Annotated in this window: 13 protein-coding genes; 6 read left to right on the top strand and 7 right to left on the bottom strand. The window is 59.6% G+C overall.

The window, feature by feature from the left end; genetic code table 11:
- Positions 1-17: 17 nt before the first annotated feature.
- The 3 genes from M5G20_RS19595 to M5G20_RS19585 form a co-directional block, all read right to left on the bottom strand.
- Positions 18-488, bottom strand: a complete 471-nt coding sequence (locus M5G20_RS19595; protein ID WP_273920408.1) for a nuclear transport factor 2 family protein — start codon at positions 486-488, stop codon at positions 18-20.
- Between the two features lie 128 nt (positions 489-616).
- On the bottom strand, positions 617-1924 hold the full coding sequence (locus tag M5G20_RS19590; protein WP_273920406.1) for a CynX/NimT family MFS transporter: 1308 nt from the start codon (positions 1922-1924) through the stop codon (positions 617-619).
- On the bottom strand, positions 1914-2573 hold the full coding sequence (locus M5G20_RS19585; protein ID WP_273920405.1) for a FadR/GntR family transcriptional regulator: 660 nt from the start codon (positions 2571-2573) through the stop codon (positions 1914-1916). The genes M5G20_RS19590 and M5G20_RS19585 overlap by 11 nt, the downstream gene beginning before the upstream one ends.
- 166 nt (positions 2574-2739) lie before the next feature.
- Here M5G20_RS19585 and M5G20_RS19580 point away from each other — a divergent pair, with 166 nt between their 5' ends.
- Positions 2740-3051: a type II toxin-antitoxin system MqsR family toxin gene (locus M5G20_RS19580; protein ID WP_273920404.1), complete on the top strand. Its 312-nt coding sequence runs from the start codon at positions 2740-2742 to the stop codon at positions 3049-3051.
- Positions 3048-3533 carry a type II toxin-antitoxin system MqsA family antitoxin gene (locus M5G20_RS19575; protein ID WP_212626633.1) on the top strand — a complete coding sequence of 162 codons (486 nt, stop codon included), beginning with the start codon at positions 3048-3050 and terminating at the stop codon, positions 3531-3533. Before M5G20_RS19580 ends, M5G20_RS19575 begins: the two co-directional genes overlap by 4 nt.
- Before the next feature lie 66 nt (positions 3534-3599).
- On the opposite strand, the gene M5G20_RS19570 is transcribed toward M5G20_RS19575, so the two are convergent.
- From M5G20_RS19570 to M5G20_RS19555, 4 genes are all read right to left on the bottom strand, one after another.
- Positions 3600-4364, bottom strand: a complete 765-nt coding sequence (locus M5G20_RS19570) for an amino acid ABC transporter ATP-binding protein (protein WP_003178331.1) — start codon at positions 4362-4364, stop codon at positions 3600-3602.
- A gap of 28 nt (positions 4365-4392) precedes the next feature.
- On the bottom strand, positions 4393-5490 hold the full coding sequence (locus M5G20_RS19565) for an amino acid ABC transporter permease (protein WP_273920400.1): 1098 nt from the start codon (positions 5488-5490) through the stop codon (positions 4393-4395).
- 10 nt (positions 5491-5500) lie between these two features.
- Entirely contained in the window at positions 5501-6682 is a 1182-nt protein-coding gene (locus M5G20_RS19560; protein ID WP_273920399.1) for an amino acid ABC transporter permease, read from the bottom strand.
- A 65-nt stretch (positions 6683-6747) separates the two neighbouring features.
- Positions 6748-7779: an amino acid ABC transporter substrate-binding protein gene (locus tag M5G20_RS19555; RefSeq protein WP_273920398.1), complete on the bottom strand. Its 1032-nt coding sequence runs from the start codon at positions 7777-7779 to the stop codon at positions 6748-6750.
- A 467-nt stretch (positions 7780-8246) separates the two neighbouring features.
- Between M5G20_RS19555 and M5G20_RS19550 the strand changes: the two genes are divergently transcribed.
- From M5G20_RS19550 to M5G20_RS19535, 4 genes are all read left to right on the top strand, one after another.
- On the top strand, positions 8247-8903 hold the full coding sequence (locus M5G20_RS19550) for an alpha/beta hydrolase (RefSeq protein ID WP_273920396.1): 657 nt from the start codon (positions 8247-8249) through the stop codon (positions 8901-8903).
- A gap of 109 nt (positions 8904-9012) precedes the next feature.
- Entirely contained in the window at positions 9013-10500 is a 1488-nt protein-coding gene (gene rhlB, locus M5G20_RS19545; protein ID WP_273920395.1) for an ATP-dependent RNA helicase RhlB, read from the top strand.
- 136 nt (positions 10501-10636) lie between these two features.
- Complete coding sequence (locus M5G20_RS19540) at positions 10637-11581, top strand: ornithine cyclodeaminase family protein (protein WP_273920394.1); 945 nt, start codon at positions 10637-10639, stop codon at positions 11579-11581.
- A gap of 74 nt (positions 11582-11655) precedes the next feature.
- A complete protein-coding gene (locus M5G20_RS19535; protein WP_273920393.1) occupies positions 11656-12783 on the top strand; it encodes an NAD(P)/FAD-dependent oxidoreductase in 1128 nt (375 codons plus the stop codon).
- Positions 12784-12874: the final 91 nt, after the last annotated feature.

Below are 12874 nucleotides of genomic sequence, written 5' to 3'. Positions count from 1 at the left end.
AACAAGCTGCGATCTTATCAGCGACTGGCCTGGAATGCCTTCAGCCCCTTCAGCGCTTGTGCGCGGACGGCGTTGCGCACCACGGGTGTCCAGCCCAGCAGCAAGCCTTTGAAACCCAGGGCCTGGCGCGACCACTTCCACAAATCAAAACTGTCGTGGTGCTCGCAAATCTTGCCGTCACGGAAAACGAAACGCGCCTGGACGTCGTTGATCACCGTGTTGCCGGTCTGGCTGAACAGATAGGTCGCTACCCAATGAGCGCCACCGGTACGCTCGTCAGCGCGGACGTTATCGAAGGTCAGGGAAAAATCCTTGGCCCGGGTGGTGAGCATGCGCCACATGTCGCCAGCATCACGGCCACGGAGCTCGCCGAACGCAGGATCACTGAACACCACATCATCGGTGTAGCAGGCGCTCATGGCCTCGGCATCCAGCCGCTGGAAGGCTTGGTAGAACTGGGTGATCAGTGCGCTGTGGGCATCACTCATGGACAGGCTCCCTGTTATTGCAATTGGCTTCGAAGGATTGCTTGCACGATAGTCCGCAAAAGTGCCAAACACTATCAGCATTTGCCGCAAGAATACCGGGGCCACTTATACGCTGTGGTTCAACGCTTTCAGATTTTTTCGCTGACCACCTGCACATACAGCGAACGCCCTGCACCCAGGCCGGCGATGATCGCGCCGAGGCCAATCACACCGAAGATCCAGCCCACGGCCGTCCAGCCGCCGGTCCAGTCATGCACGATACCCACCGCGAACGGCCCCATGGATGCCAGCGTGTAACCGAAACCTTGGGCCATGCTCGACAGGTTCGCCGCCACATGGGCGTCCCGCGAGCGTAATACGATCAAGGTCAACGCCAGGCTGAACGTTGCGCCCTGGCCCAGCCCCAGCACAATCGCCCAGCCCCACAAGCCTTCGATCGGTGCATACAGGCAGCCGAACAAACCGCCAAGCGTCAGCGTCATGACGATCACGATGGCCAGGCGTTGATCCCTGCCCCGCGTGGCCAGCCACGGTGCTGCCAGGGAGCTGACCAGTTGCACGATCACTGAACCGGACAGCACCAGACCGGCCTGGGTCGGCGTCAGGCCGCGACCGATGAGGATCGACGGCAACCAGCCGAACACGATGTAGGCCAGCGACGATTGCAGGCCCATGTACAAGGTCACCTGCCAGGCTAGCGGGTCGCGCAGCAAACCTCGAACGCGGTAGGCGGCATGGTGCGCGCCGTGCTTTTGCCCCACTTGCGGCATCCAGAACAGCGCAGCGACCAGCGCTGGAATCACCCAGAAGCCAAGACCCATGGCCCAGCTCTTGTCGAAATGCTCGCTCAACGGCACGGTCGCCCCCGCCGCCATCGCCGCCCCCAGACACAGGGCCATGGTGTAGACACCGGTCATGGTGCCAGCCTGTTTCGGGAAGTCACGCTTGACGATGCCCGGCAGCAAGACGCCGATCACGCCGATGCTGGCACCGGCCAACACGCTGCCGGCAAACAAACCGGTTTCACCAAAAGCGCTGCGCAGGATGATTCCGCCAGCAAGGGTCAGCAAAATGCCCAGTACTACCCGCTCGGCACCGAAGCGACGCGCCAGCAGCGGCGCCAACGGCGCGAACAGGCCGAGGCAAAGTACCGGCAGCGTTGTCAGCAAACCGGCCTGGGAGGCCGACAGACCGAGGGACTTCGACACGTCGCTGAGCATCGGCGCCATGCTCGACAACGCCGGTCGCAGGTTCAGCGCCACCAGAATCAAGCCCAACAGCAACAACCATGGCCGACGCAGTACCGGATGAGTTTGCTGGACCTGCTCGTCATCGGTCTCGGCATCGATCAGCAGTGCATCGAGCTCCGCGGTTCGCTTGGTTTCAGCGATGTTGCTGTACTGGCTGGACAGGGTGTTCTCGGTTTCAAGGTTCATTGATCAACTGCCTCGACAGGGCTTTGGCCCGCTCCGGGTCGCGTTGTTCGGCGGCATCGAGCAGTGCGATGTGCAGGTCGAACACTTCCTGGCGTCGGGGAGTGATGTTCAGGCAGTGGCGCAACTGCGCGCCGACGACGCTGGAGAAGTAGCGATACAACTCGCTGAGCCTCGGGTTGTGCGCGGCGTCCACCAGGCGACGGTGGAACACCAGGTCACAGGCGATATAAGTGTCGAGGTCGCCGTGATAGTGGCTGCCGCTGACACCCAGTGCTTCGCGTAGCGCCACCAAATCCTCGTCGGTACGGCGCAAGGCCGCCAAGCCGATGGCCTCGACTTCAAGGATGTGCCGGGTCTCGCGCGCCTGCTCCCGCGAACAACTGGACAACGCCTTCAAGGTATCCAGCGGATCGACCACCGCACGCAAATAACTGCCGTCACCCTGGCGGATTTCAATCAATCCGGAAAACGCCAACACGCGCATGGCTTCACGCACGGTGTTGCGACTAATGCCCAATTCGGCCGAGAGCTCAGGCTCGGTGGGCAAGCGCTGGCCGACCATCCACACACCTTGGGTAATGCGCTGGCGCAACTGGTCCAGGGCCTGATCGACCAGGGACCGTTTAACTAATGGAGAAATTTCTGACATAGGATTCGCCCTTTCATCCAATCATAGGATGAATTTTCTGACATGGTAGTCAGCTTCATGTAGGACGGCAACCACCTACCGTCATAAGGCAGGAAATGGAGCGGGATTTTCGATTAGTCAAAATTACCCTTTAAGGGTAATTTCAGGGACAGGGTTTTGGTTTCTTATGGAAAAGAACACACCGCATTACGAGCTGGCGGTAGTGAAGCAAGAGGTCATCAGGCTGGGTGCCAAAGCCTTTACCGGAAGCGCGATGAGCTCGGGCAAGGGCATGGGGTTACACCTCAAACATATGCAGCAAGCCATCTGCTCGCTGGATCGCCGGATGTTCTACAAGTCCATGACTTGCTACACCAGCCACCGAAACTGGCAGGACGTTTACCACATTGGATTTCACGATTTGGAGTTGTACATAAAAATCACCTACTGCCCCAACGGCGGTCCTCCCGTGATCTCTTTCAAGGAGAAGAATCTATGAATACACGGCAATGCATGAGCTGTGGTACTCAAGAGGCGATGCAACATTTCGAACGTCGCAGTTTGACTGTCGACTACAAGAACGTTTCACGTTGGGTGCACGACATTGCAGGTTGGGAATGCAAAGCCTGTGGCGAGATCATTTTCGATAACGATACTGACAGCGCCGAACGATATTCCGACGCCGGCGATAAATTGCTCGAAGAGTGCTTCCAGGTGATGGGCGCCGAGATGAAACGCATCCGCCGCAAATTGCACCTCACGCAAAAAGAAGCAGTGAAATTGCTATCCGGTGGAGGTCACAACGCTTTTTCCCGCTACGAACGCGGCGAGCTTCCACCGCCTCAACCCTTGTTCAATCTTATGCGCCTGCTGGATCGTCACCCTCACCTGCTCGCCGAAATACACGCGATCAACGATGGCACTGACTTGCGGCGGTTGCTGGCCGCGCACTTCCCGGAACAGGAAACAGCACAGGTGTGATGACAAAAACCCAGGTAAAAATAAACCCGGAACTCAGTCCGGGTTTATTTCACTGCCAAGCGTCGATCAATGCAAAATCTGGCTCAAGAACAGCTTGGTCCGATCATTTTGCGGGTTGTCGAAGAAGTCGTTCGGCGCAGCCTGTTCGACGATTTCGCCCTTGTCCATGAAGATCACGCGGTTGGCCACGGTACGGGCGAAGCCCATTTCGTGGGTCACGCAGAGCATGGTCATGCCGTCTTCGGCCAGGCCGATCATGGTGTCCAGTACCTCTTTCACCATTTCCGGATCGAGGGCGGACGTCGGTTCGTCGAACAGCATGATTTTCGGTTTCATGCACAGCGCGCGAGCGATCGCCACACGCTGTTGCTGACCGCCGGACAACTGCCCCGGGTACTTGTGCGCCTGTTCCGGAATGCGTACGCGTTCCAGGTAGTGCATGGCGATTTCCTCGGCCTTGCGCTTGGGCATCTTGCGTACCCACATCGGCGCCAGGGTGCAGTTCTGCAGGATGGTCAGGTGCGGGAACAGGTTGAAGTGCTGGAACACCATGCCGACTTCGCGACGGATCGCTTCGATCTGCTTGAGGTCGTTGGTCAGTTCCACGCCGTCGACCACGATACGACCCTGCTGGTGCTCTTCCAGACGATTGAGGCAGCGGATGGTGGTGGACTTGCCGGAACCCGACGGCCCGCACAGAACGATACGCTCGCCCTGCTTGACGTTGAGGTTGATGTCCTTGAGTACGTGAAACTGGCCGTACCACTTGTTCACGCCCTGCATCTGAATAATGCCTTCAGGGCTTACAGGCTGTTTGATTGCTTCGCTCATCACAAAACTTCCTAAATTGGGTAGCGCCTTAGCGCTTGTGGCCAGTGTCGAGCTTGCGTTCCAGATGCATGGAATAGCGCGACATACCAAAACAGAAAATCCAGAACACCAGGGCCGCGAACACGTAGCCTTCGGTGGCCATGCCCAGCCACTTCGGATCGGCAGCCGCTTGTTTGACGCTGTTGAGCAGGTCGAACAAGCCGATGATGATCACCAGACTGGTGTCCTTGAACAGTGCAATGAACGTGTTGACGATACCGGGGATCACCAGCTTCAAGGCTTGCGGCAGAATCACCAGGCCCATGCTGCGCCAATAACCCAGGCCCATCGCCGCGGCCGCTTCGTACTGACCTTTAGGGATCGCTTGCAGACCGCCGCGAACCACCTCGGCCACATAGGCCGACTGGAACAGAATCACGCCGATCAGTGCCCGCAGCAGTTTGTCGAAGTTCATGCCTTCAGGCAGGAACAACGGCAACATCACCGAAGACATGAACAGCACCGTGATCAACGGCACGCCGCGCCAGAATTCGATGAAGGTCACACAGACCACACGAATCGCCGGCATGTTCGAACGACGGCCCAGCGCCAGGACAATCCCCAGCGGTAACGCACCGGCGATACCGACGGTAGCGATCACCAGGGTCAGCATCAGGCCGCCCCACTGGCTGGTCGCCACTTGGGCCAGGCCGAAAACGCCACCGTGCAGCAGGCACCAGGCAATGATCGGATACAGCACCAGGAAGCTCAGGCCGTACACCGCTTTACGCGGGAAGCGCGAGATGAACAACGGTGCCACGCCGATGACCGCCAGCCACACGGTCAGGTCCACGCGCCAGCGCATTTCCGGCGGATAGTAGCCGTACATGAACTGGCCGAAACGCTGCTGGATGAACACCCAGCAGGCGCCCTCCTTGGTGCAGTCGGCCTGGCTGGTGCCGACCCAGTTGGCGTCGATGATCGCCCACTGCAGGATCGGCGGAACCACCAGGTAGATCAGGTAGAACGCGAACAGGGTCAGCAGGGTGTTGAGCCAGCTGGAGAACATGTTCGCGCGCATCCACGCCACCATACCGATGCTGCTGCTCGGTGGAGGCATGTCAGGTTTGAAAGTATGAGTACTCATGCGCTTTTCCTTACCGCTCGATCAGCGCAATGCGCTTGTTGTACCAGTTCATCAGCAGGGAAATGCTGATACTGATCGCCAGGTACACGCTCATGGTGATGGCAATCACCTCGATCGCCTGACCGGTCTGGTTCAGCACCGTGCCGGCAAACAGCGACACCATTTCCGGATAACCGATACCGGCCGCCAGCGAGGAGTTCTTCGCCAGGTTCAGGTATTGACTGGTCAGCGGTGGAATGATCACGCGCAGGGCTTGCGGGATGATCACCTTGCGCAGGGTCGGACCGTTACGCAGGCCGAGGGAATGCGCCGCTTCGGTCTGGCCGTGGCTGACCGACTTGATGCCCGAGCGCACGATTTCGGCGATGAACGCCGCGGTGTACACGGTCAGGGCCAGGGTCAAGGCCAGCAGTTCCGGGATCAGCACCCACCCACCGACAAAGTTGAAGCCCTTGAGCTCCGGCTTTTCCCAGTGCACCGGTGCACCGAAAATCAGCGCGCACAGCGTCGGGATCACCAGGAACATCGCCAGGCCGACCCAGAACTTGTGGAACGGCACGCCGGTGGCTTCGAAGCGCTTGTTGGCCCAGCGGCACATCAGCACGATGGCAATGATGGCCACCACGACGCTGATGGCAAACGCCCAGAAACCGTCGGCCATCAGCGCGGCCGGCATGTTCAAGCCACGGCTGCTGACGAAGAAGTTGTCGCCGAAGTTATGGCTGTTGCGCGGCCCTGGCATGGTCAGGAATACCGCGAAGTACCAGAACAGGATCTGCAGCAGCGGCGGAATGTTACGGAAGACTTCCACATACACCGTCGCCACTTTGGCGATGATCCAGTTCTTCGACAGCCGCGCCACACCGACGATGAAGCCAAGGATCGTCGCCAGGATCACGCCGATGAAGGTCACCAGCAGCGTATTGAGCAGACCGATGACGAACACGCGGGCATAGCTGTCCGCTTCGGTGTAGTCGATCAGATGTTGAGCGATGCCGAAACCGGCACTGCGCTCCAGAAAGTCGAAACCGGAGGTAATGCCCCGGTGCTGAAGGTTGGTTTGCGTGTTGTCGAACAGAAACCAGCCTAACGAGACCACCCCGATAATCGTGATGATCTGGAATACCCAAGCACGCACTCGTGGATCGCTGAGGCTGAGCCTCTGCTTTGGTGCGCCGATTGAATTTTGCATGAAGTGCCCCGGAAATAATGGAACAGAACATCACCCGGTGGTTGGCCCACCGGGTGATAGAACCATCAGCGCACTGGTGGTGCGTATTGAATGCCGCCAGCGTTCCACAAGGCATTCAGCCCGCGGTCGATTTCCAGCGGAGTGTTCTTGCCGAGGTTTTTCTCGAACACTTCGCCGTAGTTGCCGACTTGCTTGACGATCTGTACGACCCAGTCTTTCTTCACTTTCAGGTCTTTGCCGTATTCACCGTCGGTACCCAGCAGACGTGCAACGTCCGGGTTCTTGGTGGCCTTGGCTTCAGCTTCGACGTTTTTCGAAGTGATACCGGCTTCTTCAGCGTTGAGCATGGCGTAGCCAGTCCAGCGCACGATCGCCAGCCACTCGTCGTCGCCGTTACGTACGACCGGGCCCAGAGGTTCTTTGGAAATGGTTTCCGGCAGAACAATGTAGTCCTTCGGCGAGGCCAGCTTGCTGCGCTGGGCGAACAGCTGGGACTTGTCGGAGGTCAGCACGTCGCAACGACCGGATTCCAGCGACTTGGCGCTTTCGTCGGAGGTGTCGAAAGTGATCGGGGTGTATTTCAGACCGTTGCCGCGGAAGTAGTCGGAAACGTTCAGCTCGGTGGTGGTACCGGCCTGGATGCAGATGGTTGCACCGTCCAGTTCCTTGGCACTCTTCACGCCCAGCTTGCTGTTAACCAGGAAGCCGATGCCGTCGTAGTAGGTGATGAAACCCGGGAATTTCAGACCCATGCCCGCGTCACGCGAGCTGGTCATGGTGGTGTTGCGCGACAGAATGTCGATTTCGCCGGACTGCAGCGCGGTGAAGCGCTCCTTGGCGTTCAACTGGCTGAACTTGACCTTGGTCGCGTCGCCAAAAACTGCAGCGGCGACAGCGCGGCAGTAGTCAGCATCGATACCGACGATCTTGCCGGTGGCATCTGGAACCGAGAAACCAGGCAGGCCATCGCTGACGCCGCACTGTACGAAACCTTTTTTCTGCACTGCATCCAGGGTCGCGCCCGCCTGAGCGAACCCACTGACGCCGAGTACTGCGGCTGCAGTTACGACGGCCAGGGTGGATTTCAACATCTTCATTCAAACCTCCAGTTTTGCTCTTGTTGTGTCGGAGCGTGAGTCCAGTCGCACCCTTTTGAGGCGTTGTCGACCCGTGTTGGCTTTTTTGAGGGTCAACCGACGTAAGGACCGTAGCCATGAGTCTAGTAGGAGAAAATCCACATAACGGACTACTCACTTCTCACCAATCGGCCGAACGGGCTGTAGCCCTTTCACGTTCGCGAAGCCCGTAGCGGCCACTGGCGAACATCCATCACCGGATTTTTGCTATCCCGCGGTCAGCAGTACACTGATAGTGTTACCGCCGGGCGCGAGATAAGTTGCACCGCTTCCCCATAGCAAAGCCCGTACCACTCCGGTCGCTAAAGCGGTTAAGCGACAGGTCAATAGCAAAACTTGTACCCTTGCGACATCTTCGTAACTGATCAACCAGACGCGCACCCAGACCTCGCACTGAATAGGAGCGCACGCACAATATTGGAGCAGCCATGACCGAGCCCTTGATCCTTGAACCCGTCAAGTCCGCAGACGCCTGCGTGATCTGGCTGCACGGCCTGGGCGCCGATCGCTATGACTTCCTGCCAGTGGCCGAAGCCCTGCAGGAAACGTTGCTGAGCACGCGCTTCGTTCTGCCTCAGGCACCGACCTGCGCAGTCACTATTAATGGTGGCTACGAGATGCCGAGCTGGTACGACATATTGGCCATGAGCCCGGCCCGCGCGATCAACCGTGAACAGCTGGAAGCGTCGGCACAAAGAATCATCAAGTTGATCGAGGACCAGCGAGCCACCGGAATAGACGCCTCGCGCATTTTTCTGGCCGGTTTTTCCCAGGGCGGCGCCGTGGTGTTTCACACCGCCTTCCTGAAATGGCAGGGGCCATTGGGTGGCGTACTTGCCCTCTCCACCTATGCCCCGACTTTCAGCGATGAACTGGAATTATCCGCCAGTCAGCAGCGCATTCCGGTGCTGTGCCTGCATGGCCAGTACGACGACGTGGTGCAGAACTCGATGGGCCGCAGCGCCTACGAGTATTTGAAGCACCATGGTGTCACCGTGACATGGCAGGAATACCCAATGGGCCACGAAGTGTTACCCGAAGAGATTCGCGACATCGGTGCCTGGCTTGTCGAGCGCTTGCGCTGAGCACTTTTTTGCTTTTTTTGATTAAAAGAGCCCTTTGATCCATCCCACTACGCCGCGCCCGATTCTTGCATTACACTGGCCGGCGTACATTCCTTAACCAATTGATGAGATGACCGTGCTCAAAGCACTCAAGAAAATGTTCGGTAAAAGCGAGACTGAGCAACTCGCGCCAGTCCCCAGCGCTCCGTCTCACACCCCCAGCCACCGCACCGACGGTAATCAGCCTGGCCGGACCGCCCCTGTAGCGGCACCGAGACACGAGCCTCGGAACCCAGCGGCTGCCCAGCCTGTTGCGCCAGCCGCCGCCGAGCAACCGCATAGCGAAACACCGAAACCTGCCAAACCGCGTCGTGAACCCAAGCCCAAGGCGCCGGTCATCCCCTGGAAACTCGAAGATTTTGTCGTCGAACCCCAGGAAGGCAAAACCCGCTTCCACGATTTCAAACTCGCCCCGGAACTGATGCACGCCATCCAGGACCTGGGCTTCCCGTACTGCACGCCGATCCAGGCGCAGGTGCTGGGCTTCACCCTCGCCGGCAAAGACGCCATCGGCCGCGCCCAGACCGGCACCGGCAAAACCGCCGCGTTCCTGATCTCGATCATCACTCAGCTGCTGCAAACCCCGCCGCCGAAAGAGCGTTACATGGGTGAGCCGCGGGCTTTGATCATCGCCCCGACCCGCGAACTGGTGGTACAGATCGCCAAAGACGCCGCCGACCTGACCAAATATACCGGCCTCAACGTCATGACGTTCGTGGGCGGCATGGACTTCGACAAGCAACTCAAGCACCTCGAAGCCCGCCACTGCGACATTCTCGTCGCCACCCCGGGCCGCCTGCTGGACTTCAACCAGCGCGGCGATGTGCACCTGGACATGGTCGAAGTGATGGTGCTCGACGAAGCCGACCGTATGCTCGACATGGGCTTCATCCCACAAGTGCGCCAGATCATTCGTCAGACGCCGCCGAAGGCCGAGCGCCAGACGCTGCTGTTCTCCGCGACCTTCACCGAAGACGTGATGAACCTGGCCAAGCAATGGACCACCGATCCTGCGATCGTCGAAATCGAAGTCACCAACGTGGCCAGCGAAAACGTCGAGCAGCACATTTACGCGGTGGCCGGTGCCGACAAATACAAACTGCTCTACAACCTGGTCAACGACAACGGTTGGGAGCGAGTGATCGTGTTTGCCAACCGCAAAGATGAAGTGCGACGCATCGAAGAACGCCTGGTGCGCGACGGCATCAACGCCGCGCAGCTGTCCGGCGACGTGCCGCAACACAAGCGCATCAAGACCCTGGAAGGTTTCCGCGAAGGCAAGATCCGTGTACTGGTCGCCACCGACGTGGCCGGTCGCGGTATTCACATCGACGGCATCAGCCATGTGATCAACTTCACCCTGCCTGAAGTCCCGGACGATTACGTGCACCGCATCGGTCGTACCGGGCGCGCCGGTGCCGATGGTGTGTCCATCAGCTTTGCCGGTGAAGACGACTCCTACCAGCTGCCGTCCATCGAGGCGCTGCTGGGCAAGAAAATCAGCTGTGAAACGCCACCGACGCATCTGTTGCGGGCGGTTGAACGCAAACGTCCGTAACGGACCCTTTGCAAAAAGGCGCAGCCGGAAACGGACTGCGCTTTTTTTTCGTCCGGCTTTTTCAACAGGAGCTTGCCGGCGATAACTAAAAGTCCATAATAGACAAATTAGTTTATTTCCGCATCCGGAGCCGACCATGCCCAGTACGCCTCATGTGATTAACCAAGCCCAGGCCCGCGAACTGCTGGCGCAGGTTGATGTGCCGCAGATCCTGCGCAAACTGTTTCGCGACCTGGCTGCCGGACATGCCGTGCAACCGGCGCAGCAGTTGGTGGAATTCCCGCAGGGCGCGGGCGACTTCATCAACTATTTGGGCGTGCTGGCGCAGGACGGTGTCTACGGGGTCAAGACGTCGCCGTACATCGTGCGCGAACAGGGGCCGCTGGTGACTGCGTGGACGCTGCTGATGTCGATGCAGACCGGCCAGCCATTGCTGCTGTGTGATGCCGGCGAACTGACCACCGCGCGCACCGCCGCGACGACCGTTGTGGCGGTCGATGCACTTGCGCCCATGAACGCAACGCACCTGGCGATCATCGGCAGCGGCAAGGTTGCTCAAGCGCACCTGCATTACGTGAAATCCCTGCGCAATTGGGAACGTATCAGCCTGTATTCCCCAAGCCTGAGTGACGATGCACAAACCGTGAACCTGCTGAAAAGCATCGAGCCACGCCTGAACATCGTCGACAGCCGCGAAGCCGCCATCCAGGATGCAGATGTGATCATGCTCTGCACCTCCTCGGCCGGTCCGGTCATCGACCCGTCAAGCCTGAACAAACCGGCGCTGATCACCTCGATCAGCACCAACGCCCCTCGCGCCCACGAAGTGCCGCCGCAGAGCCTCAATGACATGCAGGTGTTCTGCGACTATCGCCTGACCACCCCGGGTTCGGCCGGTGAAATGCTGATCGCCGGCGAGCAGCATGGCTGGGACAAGAGCACGATCGTGGGTGACCTGGCGGATCTGCTCAGCGACAAAGTCCAGCGCCCCGCGTACGACCGCCATGTGTTCTTCCGCTCGATCGGCCTGGGCCTGGAAGACATCGCGCTGGCCAATGCCATCTATCGCCTGCTGCCCTAACAATACGAAACCTGTAGGAGCTGGCTTGCCAGCGAGCCGGCTCCTACAGGGATAACCGATAACAGGAGATTCTCATGAGCCAGGCAGACTTCATCATCATCGGCGGCGGGATCGCCGGCGCTTCCACCGGTTTCTGGCTGTCGCAGCACGGACGCGTGGTGGTACTCGAACGTGAATCCCATCCGGCCTACCACTCCACCGGACGTTCCGCCGCACTGTTTACCGCCGCCTACGGCACCCCGCAGGTTCGTGCCTTGACCCAGGCCAGCCGTGACTTTTTCGACGCCCCGCCCAGCGGCTTCTGCGAGCACCCGCTGCTGACGCCACGCGGCGAAATGACCGTGGACTTCACCGGTGATGCGGCCGAATTGAACAATCAATACCTGAGCGCCCAAGCGACGGTCCCGGAGATGCAATTGCTCAGCGCCGAAGAAGCCTGTGCGCGCCTGCCAATCCTGCGCCGGGAAAAAGTCCACGGCGCAATTTACGACCCGACCGCCAGCGACATCGACACCGACGCCCTGCATCAAGGCTACCTGCGCGGTATCCGTCGCAACAAAAGCGAAGTGCACACCGACTGCGAAGTACAGAGCCTCAGCCGTGACGGCGAAGGTGTCTGGCAGGTACAGAGCAGCACCGGAACCTTCAGTGCGCCGATCATCATCAACGCGGCTGGCGCCTGGGCCGACAAGATCGGCGAAATGGCCGGAGCCCGGCCGCTGGGACTGCAACCCAAGCGTCGCGCGGCGTTCATCTTCGCCGGTCCCGAAGGCGTGGACATTCATCATTGGCCAATGCTGGTCAGCCTCGACGAATCCTTCTACATGAAACCCGATGCCGGGATGTTCCTCGGCTCGCCGGCCAACGCCGACCCGGTGGAACCCCACGACGTGCAGCCCGAAGAGCTGGACATCGCCATGGGCATTTACCAGATCGAAGAGGCCACGACCCTGACCATCCGCCGCCCGACCCGCACCTGGGCCGGCCTGCGCAGCTTCGTCAGCGACGGCGACTTGCTGTCCGGTTTCGATCCACAGGTGCCAGGGCTGTTCTGGGTCGCGGCACAGGGTGGCTACGGCATCCAGACCTCGCCGGCCATGGGTCAGGCCAGCGCGGCGCTGGTACGCGGTGAAGCGCTGCCCGAGCAACTCACCCGCTTCGGTTTGAGCGCCAAGATGCTCTCCCCTGCCCGCCTGGGCTGATCTTCGTCCTCAGGTGACGCGCCGCCACGATTGCGGCACACTTTCAGAGCCCCGTTTTTCGGGGCGCTGATGCTGCCCGGAGCCCCAACGC

The organism is Pseudomonas sp. TNT2022 ID1044 (assembly GCF_028656895.1).
Taxonomy (GTDB): Bacteria; Pseudomonadota; Gammaproteobacteria; order Pseudomonadales; family Pseudomonadaceae; genus Aquipseudomonas; species Aquipseudomonas reinekei.
The sequence above is the reverse complement of the archived record's forward strand: the minus strand, read 5'-3'. Positions and strand labels throughout refer to the sequence as shown.